This is a genomic window from Thiobaca trueperi (assembly GCF_004342175.1).
GTDB classification, from domain to species: Bacteria; Pseudomonadota; Gammaproteobacteria; order Chromatiales; family Chromatiaceae; genus Thiobaca; species Thiobaca trueperi.
This window is the reverse complement of sequence record NZ_SMAO01000002.1, coordinates 189,046-203,447: the sequence shown is the minus strand read 5'-3', so window position 1 is coordinate 203,447 and position 14,402 is coordinate 189,046. Positions and strand designations below refer to the sequence as shown.

The window sequence follows — 14,402 nt, the reverse complement described above, 5'->3', positions numbered from 1 at the left end:
GTCGTCAGACTGAATCAGGATAGCACGCGCCCGACGCCTTGAAGCCTGCGCGGTGGCGCTGTAACCTGCCGTTCACAGTTTATCGAGCCACCCGATGCACAACGAGCCCGCACTCTCACTGAGCGGTGAACGCTTCACCGCCGTTTACCATCTCCAATGTCCGCCGGATGAAGCCGCTGCCCGCGCGCACGACATCTGTCTGGAACAGACCGTGGAGTTTCCCGAGACGCTCATCCCCAATGCCGCGATCCGCGACGGGATCGTCGGGCGGATCGATACGCTGGAACCGCTTGGCGGGGATCGCTTCGAGACACGCATCGCCTATCCGGTCGAAGCCGCCGGATCGGAGCTGACGCAGCTCGTCAACGTCCTCTTCGGCAACATCAGCCTCAAGCCCGGCGTGCGGCTGGTCGGCATCGAGTTACCGGCATCGCTGGCCGGCCAGTATCGCGGCCCGCGCTTCGGGCAGAGCGGCCTGCGTGAACTGCTCGACGTGTGGGATCGCCCCCTGCTCTGCACCGCCATCAAACCGATGGGGCTCTCGCCACAGGCGCTGGCCGATCTCGCCTACCGGCTGGCGCTCGGCGGCATCCATCTGATCAAGGACGATCACGGGCTCGGCAATCAGGATTTCTGTCCCTTTGATGAGCGGGTCCGGCGCTGCACCGAGGCGGTCGCGCAGGCCAATCGCGAGACCGGGCAACAGTGTCTCTACGTACCGAACGTCACCGCCCCGGCAGGCGAGATGATGCGACGCGCGCAGCTCGCCAGGGAATGGGGGGCCGGCGGCCTGCTCGTCTGTCCCGGACTCGTCGGTCTGGACGCCATGCGCGCACTCGCCGACGATGACGATCTGGCGCTGCCCATTCTGAGTCATCCCGCCTTTCAGGGCGCTTATTGCCTGCACCCGGACTCGGGGCTGGCGCATGGCGTGCTCTATGGTCAGCTCAACCGGCTCGCCGGCGCTGACGCGACCATCTTCCCCAACTGGGGCGGACGCTTTTCATTCACCCAGACGGAATGCCGCGATCTGGTCTTTGGCGCGACCCGCGACATGGGCCGGATCCGCCCCATCTTTCCGGTGCCAGCGGGCGGCATGCGACTGGACCGGGTCGCCGATCTCTGCGATTTCTATGGCCGCGACAGCATTTTGCTGATCGGCGGCGATCTGCATGCGCAGGGCGCGGATCTGGTCGAGAACTGTCGGCGGTTTGCGGAGCTGGCGCGCTGAAGCCTTAAGGACTCAATCGTTGCGCGGCGCATCGATCTGTACGGTCCCAAGCGATACCCCTTCTTGTTGATCCGTCAGACATCCAGCCGCTTTGATGACTGGATTGTGTGCATAGTGTCCTCGCAACTGCATCAGGCCGAAAATGATTTCGACGCGGTTACTTGATCCCCGCCCCTATCTCCCGCCAGGGTTCTCCGTTGTTCTTGCTAACCGCTGCTGCAAACGCGCCGCCTGCCGCACACCGACGGAAATCAAGAGATCGGTCATCGTGATGAGTCGTTGCGTCGAACCTGCGCAACGTTTGAGTTCACCGCCATGCTCGTCAAGCATCTGCTCAAGCAGTGCCGCAGTTCTGGAGCCGTTATCGCTAGTACGCCAGAACTGCACGTCCTGACCTCGGGCCTCGACCACCCGTTCCAACCAGCCGAGTGCTGGGTCTGGCAATAGTCCTCGGCCGGCGTAGGTCAGAAAGACGAGAAGATAAGCATAGCCCTGCGCAGACTCTGAGAATCGCTCCACCCAGGTTTCGACCGTCGACCGCACGGCATCGAGGGCCGGCCAGGGATGATCGAAAAGGCAAAACCCGCCGTAAACAAAGACGACCAACGGCACACACTTATCGTAGCCATCACCCCACCAATCGTTTGATCGTCGTCTGCACGTCTTGGTTTGGGCGAATAGCATGTCGCAGAGCAGACCCCAAACAGCGATAGTCGATGCGTCCGGCGGCTGGTCCTGACCGAACCGATGCCGAACAAAGCCGAACATCAGAGTTTCCAGCAAGTACCCAGCATCTCGACTATTCTCAACCGCTCGAATCGGGTCGAGGATGATCGCGCTGGTCTCTGCTACGGTTAGGTGCTCGGTCAGTCGAGCGCACCATTCCAAGAATGTGGATCCCCATTCATAGGCCCGGCCGCCGTGTTGCCGTTCGAACGGTGGACAGGCGTCCATGATGGTCCAGGCCAGCAAATCGGAAGCGAGTCGGATCACTGAATGCCGTCGCTCAGAAGTCCCAAGCAGCGAGACGAGGGGCTGCGCTGTTAAGACGACGGGGGCAATATGCCACAGGAAAGCTATTTCTGAACGTCGATATGGCGAGTCGTCGTGACATCCGCGAGGACGATGGTCGGGATCCGCACCCTCATCTGGCACCCAAGGCAGCGGAATAACTGGTAGAGCCGAGTATTGACCGGCTTGCCAGTCGGCGACGATCTCCGCAAGCACCCCGAGCATCCACTGCATCTCTTCTTCGGGTCGTGCCAAGCCGTATTCACGCCGTTGATCGAGCGCAGCCCAGGGCTCAACGGATAGGCGCATGCCGAGCGCGAATGCCTGCCAGCAGAGCAGGGGATCCTGCTCCCAGCACATGGCGAGCCCACGGTAGACGGCCTCCATAACCTTATGCAGCGGATGACACACCAACTCCAGGATCGCCTGACGCTCGTCATCGGTCGCGCGCCCGCGCTCGACCAATGCAGTGAGCCCGCGCGCACTGAATACCACCGGATGGAACATGACCGCCGACTGGGCGAATGTCATAGGTCCGGCATCCAAAGGCGTACCAGCCGCCCGGTAAATCACATCCCGGCCCCAACCAAGCAAATCGCCCGCGAGTTCGCCGAATTTCAACGCTATAGCAGCAGCGCCGGCCACTGCACCGATCCGATTGGTCGTCGGAAAATCGGTCACATCGGGCGGGTGATCGAAGAGGTCTGCCGAGTCCAGCGATCTGGCAATCTCAATCGCGTCCGCGAGCGACAGATCCGTCTGAACCGCGTTCGCTTCCATTGATCGCTCTGCCCAGAGTGCGACCTTCATCGCCCTGGTGAGAATTTCATGCTGCTCCGTTTGAGCTAGCGGCGGGGTCAGCTCCGCAGGGGCAGTGTATTGTATCAAGAGGCGTTGCTCGGCCTCGTCGTGGTGGGCGCTGTAGTTCTCGGATGACAGTTCGGCACGCATGCGGCGAATGCACTCTCTTAGCTCGTCGCTCAACGCCGGGTCCTGCGGCTGCTCCGCGAAATCGAAAGGAAGATCGTCGCCCTTCAAATCGCTAAGCCGTTGAAGTAGATCCGCGCGCAACGATTGGTCGCGATCAAGCACATAGTAAAAGGCCAACTCACGCAGCATTCGCTGGCGATGGGGTAGCCGATTGCGCTTGGCTACCTCGCGCAGAAATATCCGGTCCCTCGGAAGCCCAATCACGTTCGACATGCTGTCACCGTGCTCCTGCATTCGTCGTTGCATATCCCAGTGCCAAAGTTGCGGCGATGCGGCCAAAGGCAGAACGGCCTTCAGTGCCCGCTCAGGATTGGCAAGGGCGACGGATATACATGCGCCCAGCACACCGACACACTGGTTGTCGTCCAGGACGCGGTGGAACAGTGCCTCCATGTCCACACCCGTAGCGACCTGTTCTTCTAACCAGACCTCCAGAGCCATCAGTGCGGATTCGACCGGATAGGGACCGGGGCCGGTTCCACGAAACCAGGTGTACTCCCGTGCATGTCCCCAGAACAGGCGCTCCCCCCAAGAAAAGCGAATGCGGACGGGCAGTGGGGTGGCGCTGCGCTCATCTTCAAGTGTCACGCGCCATACAGCCATTGCATGGTTGCATAGACCATTGATCAGTCTCAGTCCCTGATCGGGATGCTGCCTTAACAGAAACAGAAAGGGCGGACGTAGATGGGACGCGGGAGAGAACTCACCTTCAAATGCGATGCCGAGCTCATTCAGATCGCCGTAGGGCCAGCGCCGCGAGTCGTCGCTGTTGAAGTCGCGGCACATGACCGCCAGCAGAAAATCCACCAGCTCTGCGGGCATCGGTTCGACCAGCCAGTTGGCATATCTGATGAAGAACTCCGCGCCTTCGTGGTGCGAGCGGGAACGAATTTCCTGCAAGTGAGCCGCGACCTGATCCAGCGCGCCGTGGGCAGCGGTCAGGATCTGTAGCTGCAAACGCTCTCGCAGGGCCGCTTCATCGTCGTGCCCTACGCCCATCTGACCGAGCAAAGCGCGGACATCTTCGTAGCTCTCCCATCCACGTTGTCGCTCGATTCTTGCCAACCACCCGCGCGACCAGGTCGCAATGGGATCTGCTGCCCACGCAGGAAACCAGCGCCAAGATTGCGCCCAGGATTCGAGGACGCGGGTCGCCTCATCGACATGCCTTACTGGTATCCGATCCAACCGCCGAATCAGCCAGGGGAAGAAGTACCGCCAGGATCGCGGACGCGGGACTGCCCGGATATGGGCCAGTTGCATTCGGGTCACATCATCGCAGTCCGGGAACAGGGTCGCGTCCAGGGCCAAGGGGTCGGGCTCGACCTCGATGGTTCGCATGGACAGCATCAACTCGCCGAGCAGCACTGCGTCGTCGGCCCACAGGGTCTCGGACACCTTGACGAGCAGCGCGCCGGCCCGGGTCGATAGCAGCGGTGCGCAGAGCACGGCACGGCGCCAGCGCGGTTGCAGCGGCGGGCGACTGAGCGCCCCGAGCAGGGTAAACCACTCGTCCGGGTTGGATGCCTGCTCCAGCCGCCATTGGGCGAGCAGGGCTACTGCGTCCAGCAGCCAGAGCGGTTGTCCCAGGGACTCGACGATCTCGGCGAGCGGGCGCCCGTCGTGGTGCAGGGCTTGGCAGAGGGTCCAGTCCTCTAGGATGTCGTGGGCAAAGGCGGGGGTGCGAGTCGCGCTGTCATGGCGCAACAGGTCGTCCCGCACCAGACCGAGCAGTGCCTCCCGCTCAATCCCGACCGAGGTCAGGGGCCGCGCCGGTGCGGCGAGCCGCTGGCGGCCCAGCGCCAGCAGTGCGTCCTGCCGCGCCAGGATTTCGGCCTCAACGAGCGGCGCGGCCCCGAGGCTTCCTTTCCACATTTCGAGCATCAGGTCGATCTCGGAAATGGGGCTATCGCCGATCAGCCCGGCGGTGCCGAGTCGGATCAGCCGATCCAACAGGTATGGACGGGCCGCCAGTGCGGCGGCCCGTCCACCGGGAGCGATCAGTGGGGCGAGCTTCGGATGCGCGGCACCAATCTCGGTGACCTCATCGGCATCGAGATCGCCGACGATGACGCGAGCCATGCCGCGCTCCCAGTCATCCAGGTCCAACTGGAGGCGATAACGCAGCGCGTTGGCCCGCGCGCTGAGCACGACGCGCCAGCGGGCGGCGGATGGCGCCTGGCGGATCGCCCGCAGCAGGTCGTTCACCGCAAGCCAGGCGCCGGGGTCTTCGAGGCGCTCGATGCCGTCAATGAAAAGACAGGGTGTCGTTACGGTCGCCAGCTCCACCAGCAGGGCGGGCAACGGGGTTGTCAGGTGCCAGTGGGCGGCGAGACCTTCCCAGCCGGGCGCACCGGTCGGCAGTCGTCGGGCAGACAGAAACAGCACCGGCCCTTCGTCCAGGAACGGTTGCGCCAGGGCCTTCAAGAGCGCCGACTTGCCGGAGCCGGCCTCGCCGACCACCTCGACGACGCGGGCCTCGGTCAGCTTCGAATCGAGGTCCTCGGCCAGCGCGGATCGGGTCAGACGCACACCGCCGAGGTCGGCGCGGATGTCAGCCAGCGCTCGCTCCGAGACCGTTCGAATCCGCTCCAGGTCGGGCTGAACGGGGCGCAGCGGGCCAAGGTGGAACTCGCTTTGGAGCCACTCGACCAGAGCCGCCCGGTCCAGACTGCCGGCGGCGGGTTTGGCGCGATCGGCGATGTCCACCAACGCACGCCAGAGGTCCGGCGCTCGGGCGTCGTCCTCAGGCGGTAGGGCAAGGCGCAGCCGCTCGATTGCCGAGAGCCGATTGGCCGACTCGTCGGCCTGCTCGAAGTCGTCCGTGACTACGACCAAATGTTTGAGAAAGCGCCAGAGTGCGTCGTCGTCCACCGGGCCGGTGGCAGCCCCAGTCAAGACCCCGCGAACGGTCGCAACGAAGGCGCGCATCGGATCGCTGGCGACGTCCTTGGCGGCGATGCGCCGGAGGAAGTCGCTGGCATCGCTGCTCTGCCGTGCCCAAGTCAGGCAGTTGCGTCCAGCCGACTCGAAGCGCGCATCGGGCGTACCCATAGCGACCCCGAAGCGGTCGCGGCCGGGCTGAAAGCCGGTGCCGCTGAAGGTCTCCCAGCACTGGGTCATGACCTCCCGGAACAGCGCATTGCCACCGAAGGACAGCGTGCGCTTGGCCTGGAGCGAGAGGGTCGCAGTACCGGAAGCGGTCGTTGCCGAGACGATCACGTCGTCCAGCGGGGCACCCTCGAAGGCCCGTTGCAGCTTGACGCCGGTCGCGACCGCACCGGCTGGCAGGCCGCGGACTGCGCTGCCGGTCAGGGTCGCGGCCAGATAGTCGGCTGCGATCCAGCTTTCCAGATGGATACCGGCGCCGCCGGTGGCGATGGGGCTAGTCATGGAGGGGATCTCATCAGTCGCTGAGCCATGCCGCAGAAATTCGACGGTGCGTGAGCCTGTTCTTCAAGACCAGACCGTGACGACAAGCTCCGTGTCTATCGCACGATAGACCAGCCGATGGATGCCGTCGATACGTCTCGACCAGTAGCCAGAGAGGTGCCGCGCAGCGGCTGCGGCTTGCCGATACCAGCGAACGGCTCGCGAGCTGCGTCCTCGATCAGCCCGCGTAGGGCGTAATAGCGATAGCGTATTACGCCGCATGGTTGGCAGGCTGCTCACCCCAAGACACAACAAACGCTGCATGTCCCTTGCACGTCGAATGGCGTCTTTGTGCCACAAATCTGATAGACCTGTGCCAATGTCCTTTCGGCGCAATACGCTACGCTATTGCGCCCTACGAACCTGCAAAGGCGGCACCGCTTGAACTTGATCGTTGGCATCCCAGCCGTCCGCTATCGGCGGCTTTCGACAGCGCAGATCACTGCCCGGCTTTCCGCTCACCGCGTGTTTCAGTCGCACCCAGTCCCTTCGGTACCGACAGCTCATGACCGACTGAGCGGTCTCTTCTATACACTCACCACCCGCCGAAACGCCTCGAACCGTTCAGCCAGATAGTCCCGATTCGGCCAATCCCCGTCATGGCGAGAAAGACGGTTAGTCTAGCGTGCAATGCTTTGATCGCAGTCTCCAACGTCGGCCCATCATGCTGCCCGAGCAGATAGTCGGCGACGATGATCCGTCCGTCTGGAGCGATGCTCAACAGACGTCGGTCGTAAGCGGTGTGGTGTGGTGCAGGATCGAGAGACAGATGCCGTTGGTGATATCCGGCTGTCCGCGCTCTTCGCGGTCAGGAATGATCTGGGGGGTTTGCAGTAGTTGCGCGATGGGCAAGCCGGAAACCGAACAGCGCCGGTCGTAGGCGGACAGGACCAGATCGCCGTTTAAAAATCCTGTTAAACCGCGTCCCCGCTAAGGGCCGGGGACGCGTCAAACATCGAACTCACTCGAAACTCGGTCTTTCGCTCTGGACGCGGTTTAATCCTGTCGAAAAGATTGATCGCGGGCACGAACTGTCCCGGAAACCGCCTAAAGCCCCTTCTCCAGCATCAGTTCCTTGATATGGCCGATGGCGCGAGTGGGGTTCAAGCCCTTGGGACAGACCTCGACGCAGTTCATGATGCTGTGGCAGCGGAAGAGCTTGTACGGCCCATCCAGCGCATCGAGCCGTTCTTCGCTGGCCTGATCGCGGCTGTCGGCGAGGAAGCGCCAGGACTGGAGCAGTGCGGCGGGGCCGTGGAACTTGTCGGGGTTCCACCAGAAGGACGGACAGGCGGTGGAACAGCAGCCGCAGAGGATGCACTCGTAGAGTCCGTCCAGCTTGTCGCGATCCGCCGGGGATTGCAGCAGCTCCTGCTCGGGCAGCGGATCCTTGCGCACCAGATAGGGTTTGACCGCCCGGTATTGTTCGTAGAACTGGGTCATATCGACCACCAGATCGCGGATGACCGGACGACCCGGCAGCGGACGCACCGAGATCGGCTGCTTGAGTTCTTCAATCGGCGTGACGCAGGCCAGCACATTGAGCCCATTGGCATTGACGCCATCGGAGCCACAGACGCCTTCGCCGCAGGAATGACGGAAGCTGAATGACTCGTCCTGCTTTTTGACCTCCAGCAGGGCGTCACGCAGCATCATGCCCTGGAAGGTTTTGACCTCGTAATCCTGCATCCGGGGCTTTTTATCGGTGTCCGGATTGTAGCGATAGACGCTGATTCTCATCTGTTCATACCTCGTCGATACGCCTCGCGTACCGCACTGATTTGTTTAACCGGAGGTCGATGATCCGCTGGTCGAGGCGGCTGGATAATACTCGGCATCCAGCAGTTGCCTGACGCTGTACTCGCACGTCGGCGGAAAATCGCTCTCGTCCATGCCGGTTTCGTCCGCCGCCCAGCGCACGGCACTGTCGTAGGCATCGACCGTCAGTTCAGAAAGTTGCGCGTTCAGGCTCGGGCTGTCATGTAGCAGTTTGGCGATCTGCTTACGCTGTTCGATCAGGGTCCGCCGCCAGCTTTTGGAACATCGTTCAGGCTGATGGCGCCATTTGAGCAGATGAACCAGCAGCACCACGAGTCGGCTCTCCAGCGCCCGGCGCTCACTTTTGCCCATTGATTCCAGCTCCTCGGCGAGATGCAGGGCATCGATCTCAGAAAACCGCCGGTCACGAACCAGACCGGCGGTTTCCGTCGCCCACCGATAGAGATCCTGGTCATACATGGCTTGGGACATGGTGATCACTCCGGTCATCTGGGTGACTTTCAGCAAACCTTAAACCGCGCCCGCTCCAACAGTCGTCGATCCTGCCAGGATCGACCCAATCCCCAAACAGCGCATACCGCACCGGGCGCGGTTTAATACACCCGCTCTTTCGGCGGGAAGGATTCGACGGTGAGTGGCTTGGTGCGCACCGGTTTGTAATCCATGCGGTCGCCGTCCTTGTAGTAAAGACTGTGCTTGAGCCAGGTCTGATCGTCGCGGTCGGGATGGTCGGGACGCGAATGGGCGCCACGGCTTTCCTGACGATGCAGGGCGGAGACGGCAATCGACATGCCCACGTCCATCATGTTCTCCAGCTCCAGCGCCTCGATGCGCGCGGTGTTGAAGACCTTGGACTGGTCGCTGAGACGCGCCTCGGGGAGCCGCTCGCGCAGTTCGCAGAGCCGTTCATAGCCCTCGGCCATGACCTCTTCGGTGCGGAAGACGCCGGCGTGGTCTTCCATGCACTTGCGGAAGTCAGCGCGCAGTTGCGACACCGGAATGCCTTTGCCCTTTTGATCCCAGCGCGTGAGACGCGCCATCGCCTGTTCCAGGCTCGCCGCATCGACCGCACGCTGATAGGGGTTCTCGCGGACATAGTCGATGATGTCCTTGCCCGCCAGACGCCCAAAGACCAGGATGTCCAGCAGCGAGTTGCCGCCAAGACGATTGGCGCCGTGGACCGAGGCGCAGGCGCATTCGCCAGCGGCATAGAGTCCGGCAACCACTTCTTCCGCGCCCTGACCGGCCGGCATGGCGACCCGTCCGAAACGGTCGGTGGGGATGCCACCCATGGCGTAGTGCGCAGTCGGGAAGACCGGGATCGGCTCGACGATGGGATCGACGCCAGCGAAGATCTTGCTCGACTCGCGGATGCCGGGCAGACGCTTGGAGATGATCGACTCGCCCAGATGATCGAGCTTGAGCAGCACATGGTCGGCGTGCTCGCCGCAGCCGCGACCTTCCTTGACCTCGGTGACGATGGCGCGCGACACCACGTCGCGGCTCGCCAGATCCTTGGCGCGCGGGGCATAGCGTTCCATGAAACGCTCGCCGTCCTTGTTGATGAGATAGCCGCCCTCGCCGCGCGTGCCCTCGGTGATGAGCATGCCTTTGCCAGCGATACCGGTCGGATGGAACTGGAAGAATTCCATGTCCATCAGCGGGATGCCGGCACGCAGCGCCATCGCGGCACCGTCGCCGGTATTGATGTGGGCATTGGACGTGGTGCGGAAGACCTGACCGCAGCCGCCGGTGGCGAGCAGGGTGGCCTTGGATTCGATCAGCAGCGGTTCGCCGGTCTCGATCTCCAGCACCAGCGCACCGCAGATGACGCCTTCGGCATCGCGCACCAGATCGAGCGCGAAGAATTCGTCGAAGAAATGGGTGCGGGCGCGGATGTTCTGCTGATAGAGCGTGTGCAGGATCGCGTGACCCGTGCGATCCGCCGCCGCGCAGGTGCGCGCGGCCTGATCGCCGCCGAAGTTCTGGCTCTGGCCGCCGAAGGCGCGCTGATAGATCTTGCCGTTGTCGAGACGCGAAAAGGGCACGCCCGCATGTTCGAGTTCATAAACGGTCGGGATGGCCTCGCGACACATGAACTCGATGGCGTCCTGATCGCCCAGATAGTCCGAACCCTTGACGGTGTCGAACATGTGCCAGTGCCAGGAGTCCGGCAGCACATTGGCGAGCGCGGCGTTCACCCCGCCCTGCGCCGCCACGGTATGCGAGCGGGTCGGGAAGACCTTGGAGACCACGGCCACGCGCAGATCCGCGCTGGCGAGTTGCAGTGCCGCATTCAGACCCGCGCCGCCAGCACCGATGATGAGTGCGTCGAAATGACGTGTTGGAAGACTCATACAGGACTTAACCCCCGGTGCCAGCGGTGATGATCGCCTTCACGAACCAGAGTCCGGAGGCGACGATGATGAACACGAACCAGGTCATGAGACCGACCCGCAGATTGGTGATACGCACATAATCGATCAGCACGTCGCGGATACCGACCCAGGCATGGGCCAGCACCAGCGGCACGCCAAGCATCAGGGCCATGGCGACCAGCGGATGCGCCACCCAGTCCACCAGTTCGGCGTGATCGGCGGGGGCGTCGAAAATGAATTTGAGCAGCAGGTAGAGCGCGAGAAAAGAGAGATAAATGGCCGTGGTGCGCTGTAACAGCCAGGCCATGAGTCCGGATGCTTGACGACTCATGTGTCAGCCTCCCATCAGAAGTGTCAGGATGATGGACAGCACCAGCAGGACCGGCGCGGCATAGAGGGTGATGCGGGCGGTTTGGCGCGCAACCGGTCGATCCAGTCCGACGCCATAGTCCAGGAAGAGATGACGGATTCCGGCCAGCAGATGATGAAACAGCGCCCAGAGCAGCCCGATCACGACCAGCCTGACCGGCCAGGTGCTCAAAAAAGCCGCTGTCGCGGCAAAGCCCTCAGGGCTGGACAATGCCTGATGGAAGAGGATGGCGATGATCGGGATGGTCAGGACCATGAGGATCCCGCTGACACGGTGGAGAATGGAAACAAGCCCTGAAAGCGGCAGCTTGATGTGCCGTAAATTCAGGAAAACGGGTCTGATTGTGTGCATGCTTGGACCTTTGATGAGGCGGGTGACGCCATCGGCGCGCAGTCGGGGTGACGGATCATCCCTGGATAACGCTGGAGCGATCCCACAAGTTTTGCGCAACGGCGTGGCAACCATCCACACCGGTCATGGGCCGGGAGCAAACCGGGCCTTTTGTGCAGCGCGGCAGCATATAGCTTTTTTCTGTCTTTCATCAATGCTTTTATCGAACATCATGTGAAAAACCATTGTCAGCCGCGTTCGCCGTCTTCGGCAGCAGAAACGCCAGACCGCCGAGAATCAGGGTTGATCCCAGCAGAAACAGATGGAGATTGACCGCCCCGGCCAGCGCCAGTTTGGGATCGACCCCCAGTGGCACCAGCGCCGCGACCGCTGCCAGTTCGTAACTGCCACTGCCGGCGATACCGTGGAAAGGCAGCACGCTGGAGAGCTCGGCCCCCATGACCCCGGCCAGCAGACGCCAGACATCAATCGGCAGAAAGAACTTGAGCAGACTGGTGAAGGCGGCGAACTTGAGCCCCCAGATCCAGGCCGTCCAGAAATAGACCCGCGCGATCAGCCAGGGATTGCGGGGTGCCGCCAGCAGCACACCGCGCACGATGGTGCGCACCCTGCCCTCCCCGACCAGGATGGATGCGTTCCCCAGACCGGCGATGACGGCCAGGATCGCCAGCCCGGCCAGCCAGAGCGCAGCAAGCATCCACCACCATCCGGACGGATGGCTCAGATTGAGGATCAGAATCGCGATCAGAGCCAGAAAATGCAGATCCAGCAGCCGGATCCAGACCAGCGACGCCGCCGCATCCAGCAGACCATGCCCGAAATAACGGCGCATCAGCCAGGGAAAGACCAGCTCGCCGGTCCGCATCGGCAGCAGATTGTTGGCCGTGTTGTGAAGAATGGTCAGACGCAGCATGACCGGAAACTGGCCGGCGAAACGCGGGCTGAAATAGTCGCTGACCCGCACCGCGCGCAGGGCATAGCTCAGGGCCGTCAGCAGAAAGAGCCACGCCAGCAGCCAGGGCGAGAGATCGCGCCAGGGCGCGAGCAGCGGTCCCCAGCCGACAGTGAACTGGACGGCGACGACCAGCCCCGCCAGCAGCGATCCGCCTATCGCCCAATCGCGGAGACGACCGAAGCGCGGGCGGCTGGCAGTATCCGGATTCTCAGGCATGTTGACTGCCATCAGGTCAGCTCGATCAAGCGTTCGCCAGATGCCAGAGCCTGCTCGATAACAGGCAGCAACTTATCGAACCACATCAGCAGCTCGCGCCGCGTTGTATTGCCAAGCCGCACCCAAACCACTGAGGCGCCATTGGGAGTGATCGACAGGAGCGTGACAAAATCCTGATCCTTGGTCACGAGTGCAGCCCCGGTTTCGCCAGCACGCGCCCAAATCACTTGGTCACTGGCCTCCAGCAATCCCAAATCGAGAACGTGCGCGGCATCATGCCCCCGTTCTGTCAGCCAGCGCGCCAAGGCTGGGGGCAACTGCGCATCCACCAGAAAACGCATCGTCAGGCCACCCGCAGGACGAGGTGATTCGCTTGTTTTGCCGCATAGGCCAGGGCGGCGGAAATGTCCGCATCGTCGAGATAGGGATAATCGGCCAGGATCTCTTCGCGCGACGCTCCCGCTGCGAGCAGATCAAGGACATCCGTAACCCGGATCCGCATTCCACGCAGACAGGGCCGCCCGCCACACACCTGCGGATCCATGGTAATGCGATTCAGATCAATCATGCTTTCATCTCCAGTGTCAGCACCAATTTAATGATCAGACATTGACAATCGTTGCTTTCGGGTATGGAGCGCCGGACAGATGGCGGTGTGAACACATCCCCACGCCAGACGGCGCAAGCGAACAACGCAACCGGTCTTTTATAGATTACGCAAATAGATCACGACGAGCAGTATCGCCAGCGTCACCACCCAGCCGACGACATACAGCATCATCGCCTGTTTGGCTTTCTCTTTTTCCAGCCAGGTGCGCGGACGGACGCCCTTGAGAAAAAACACGATCTTGCTCGACAGGTTGACGCAGACGATGTTGATGGCAAGCAACAGGCCTGCGCCCAGCGCCAGTTCCGGATGTCCGTTGCCGAGCATCATCCCGAGCGTGACGGCGGGCGGCAGCAAAGCAACGGCAACCATCACCCCGACCATCACACCCGATAATCCGGTGGTCAGGGACAGCGTCGCCGCCGCCCCCGAGGCCAGCGAGAGGGCGATTGCGCCAAGATCTGCATGCGTGCGCGACAGCAACTCGTCGCTGTCGAACGCCGCCGGCCATAACATCCCGAAGAGCAGCGACAGACCAACGGCCAGCAGGATGCCCGCAACGAGTGTGAGGACCGCTTTCCGCATCAGTACCCTATCGCCCAGCGCGGTGCCGAGACTCAGCGCGAGATTCGGGCCGAGCAGCGGTGCAATCACCATGGCGCCGATGACGACAGCCACATCGTTTTCCACCAGACCGATCGCCGCGACAATCGTCGAGAGCATGACGAGGACAAGGTAATTGAAATCCAGCCGCGCACCCTTCGCAATGTCGTCATACAGCGACTCGCGCGCGATGGACGCCGAATCCTTCCTGCCCTTCTCATTCTCGTCGGGCTTGGGCAGCGCCGTCTCGACCGACAGCACAAGAATCCGGGCGGTCGGCTGCGCCCCCAGGACGCTTTGCAGGCCATCCAGCACGCGCTGGACCTGCTCATCGCGGACCAGCATCCGCGATTGCTGCATGCCATCGCTGCCGACGACACCGGGTCTGAAATCGAAGGCCTTGACCTGTTCGGCCAAGGCCGCAAGCGTGTCCACACTCTTCGCATCGGCGATAATTTCAACATACTTCATGGTCATCT

13 protein-coding genes are annotated in these 14,402 nt (G+C 62.4%); 1 reads left to right on the top strand and 12 read right to left on the bottom strand.

Annotated elements, in window-relative coordinates:
- The first annotated feature begins 94 nt into the window (after positions 1–94).
- On the top strand, positions 95–1,231 hold the full coding sequence (locus EDC35_RS04095; RefSeq protein ID WP_132975971.1) for a RuBisCO large subunit C-terminal-like domain-containing protein: 1,137 nt from the start codon (positions 95–97) through the stop codon (positions 1,229–1,231).
- 174 nt (positions 1,232–1,405) lie between these two features.
- Here EDC35_RS04095 and EDC35_RS04090 read toward each other — a convergent pair whose 3' ends face one another.
- The 12 genes from EDC35_RS04090 to EDC35_RS04035 form a co-directional block, all read right to left on the bottom strand.
- Positions 1,406–6,625, bottom strand: a complete 5,220-nt coding sequence (locus EDC35_RS04090) for a hypothetical protein (protein ID WP_132975970.1) — start codon at positions 6,623–6,625, stop codon at positions 1,406–1,408.
- 63 nt (positions 6,626–6,688) lie between these two features.
- Positions 6,689–6,886: a type II toxin-antitoxin system YoeB family toxin gene (locus EDC35_RS18785; RefSeq protein ID WP_341539426.1), complete on the bottom strand. Its 198-nt coding sequence runs from the start codon at positions 6,884–6,886 to the stop codon at positions 6,689–6,691.
- 495 nt (positions 6,887–7,381) lie between these two features.
- Entirely contained in the window at positions 7,382–7,516 is a 135-nt protein-coding gene (locus EDC35_RS18975; protein ID WP_279387971.1) for a hypothetical protein, read from the bottom strand.
- Positions 7,517–7,711: 195 nt separating this feature from the next.
- Positions 7,712–8,404, bottom strand: coding sequence for a succinate dehydrogenase iron-sulfur subunit (locus EDC35_RS04075; protein ID WP_132975969.1), 693 nt, complete (start codon positions 8,402–8,404; stop codon positions 7,712–7,714).
- Between the two features lie 45 nt (positions 8,405–8,449).
- Positions 8,450–8,914, bottom strand: a complete 465-nt coding sequence (locus EDC35_RS04070; protein WP_132975968.1) for a DUF29 domain-containing protein — start codon at positions 8,912–8,914, stop codon at positions 8,450–8,452.
- Positions 8,915–9,036: 122 nt separating this feature from the next.
- Entirely contained in the window at positions 9,037–10,800 is a 1,764-nt protein-coding gene (sdhA, locus tag EDC35_RS04065; protein WP_132975967.1) for a succinate dehydrogenase flavoprotein subunit, read from the bottom strand.
- Between the two features lie 7 nt (positions 10,801–10,807).
- Positions 10,808–11,152 (bottom strand): succinate dehydrogenase, hydrophobic membrane anchor protein, encoded by a 345-nt coding sequence (sdhD, locus tag EDC35_RS04060; RefSeq protein WP_132975966.1) that lies wholly within the window; start codon positions 11,150–11,152, stop codon positions 10,808–10,810.
- Between the two features lie 3 nt (positions 11,153–11,155).
- On the bottom strand, positions 11,156–11,542 hold the full coding sequence (sdhC, locus tag EDC35_RS04055) for a succinate dehydrogenase, cytochrome b556 subunit (protein WP_132975965.1): 387 nt from the start codon (positions 11,540–11,542) through the stop codon (positions 11,156–11,158).
- A gap of 199 nt (positions 11,543–11,741) precedes the next feature.
- The gene (locus EDC35_RS04050) at positions 11,742–12,713 is read right to left on the bottom strand and encodes a lysylphosphatidylglycerol synthase transmembrane domain-containing protein (RefSeq protein ID WP_132975964.1); all 972 of its coding nucleotides are present in this window, start codon (positions 12,711–12,713) and stop codon (positions 11,742–11,744) included.
- Between the two features lie 11 nt (positions 12,714–12,724).
- Entirely contained in the window at positions 12,725–13,054 is a 330-nt protein-coding gene (locus EDC35_RS04045; RefSeq protein WP_132975963.1) for a DUF5615 family PIN-like protein, read from the bottom strand.
- Between the two features lie 2 nt (positions 13,055–13,056).
- A complete protein-coding gene (locus EDC35_RS04040; protein WP_132975962.1) occupies positions 13,057–13,281 on the bottom strand; it encodes a DUF433 domain-containing protein in 225 nt (74 codons plus the stop codon).
- A 138-nt stretch (positions 13,282–13,419) separates the two neighbouring features.
- Positions 13,420–14,400, bottom strand: a complete 981-nt coding sequence (locus EDC35_RS04035) for a TIGR00341 family protein (RefSeq protein WP_207896101.1) — start codon at positions 14,398–14,400, stop codon at positions 13,420–13,422.
- Between the last annotated feature and the right edge of the window lie 2 nt (positions 14,401–14,402).

Coding starts and splice junctions, on each gene's coding strand:
- EDC35_RS04095 (WP_132975971.1), top strand. CDS start 95: ATGCACAACGAGCCCGCACTCTCACTGAGCGGTGAACGCTTCACCGCC.
- EDC35_RS04090 (WP_132975970.1), bottom strand. CDS start 6,625: ATGACTAGCCCCATCGCCACCGGCGGCGCCGGTATCCATCTGGAAAGC.
- EDC35_RS18785 (WP_341539426.1), bottom strand. CDS start 6,886: ATGCGGCGTAATACGCTATCGCTATTACGCCCTACGCGGGCTGATCGA.
- EDC35_RS04075 (WP_132975969.1), bottom strand. CDS start 8,404: ATGAGAATCAGCGTCTATCGCTACAATCCGGACACCGATAAAAAGCCC.
- EDC35_RS04070 (WP_132975968.1), bottom strand. CDS start 8,914: ATGTCCCAAGCCATGTATGACCAGGATCTCTATCGGTGGGCGACGGAA.
- sdhA (WP_132975967.1), bottom strand. CDS start 10,800: ATGAGTCTTCCAACACGTCATTTCGACGCACTCATCATCGGTGCTGGC.
- sdhD (WP_132975966.1), bottom strand. CDS start 11,152: ATGAGTCGTCAAGCATCCGGACTCATGGCCTGGCTGTTACAGCGCACC.
- sdhC (WP_132975965.1), bottom strand. CDS start 11,542: ATGCACACAATCAGACCCGTTTTCCTGAATTTACGGCACATCAAGCTG.
- EDC35_RS04050 (WP_132975964.1), bottom strand. CDS start 12,713: ATGCCTGAGAATCCGGATACTGCCAGCCGCCCGCGCTTCGGTCGTCTC.
- EDC35_RS04045 (WP_132975963.1), bottom strand. CDS start 13,054: ATGCGTTTTCTGGTGGATGCGCAGTTGCCCCCAGCCTTGGCGCGCTGG.
- EDC35_RS04040 (WP_132975962.1), bottom strand. CDS start 13,281: ATGATTGATCTGAATCGCATTACCATGGATCCGCAGGTGTGTGGCGGG.
- EDC35_RS04035 (WP_207896101.1), bottom strand. CDS start 14,400: ATGACCATGAAGTATGTTGAAATTATCGCCGATGCGAAGAGTGTGGAC.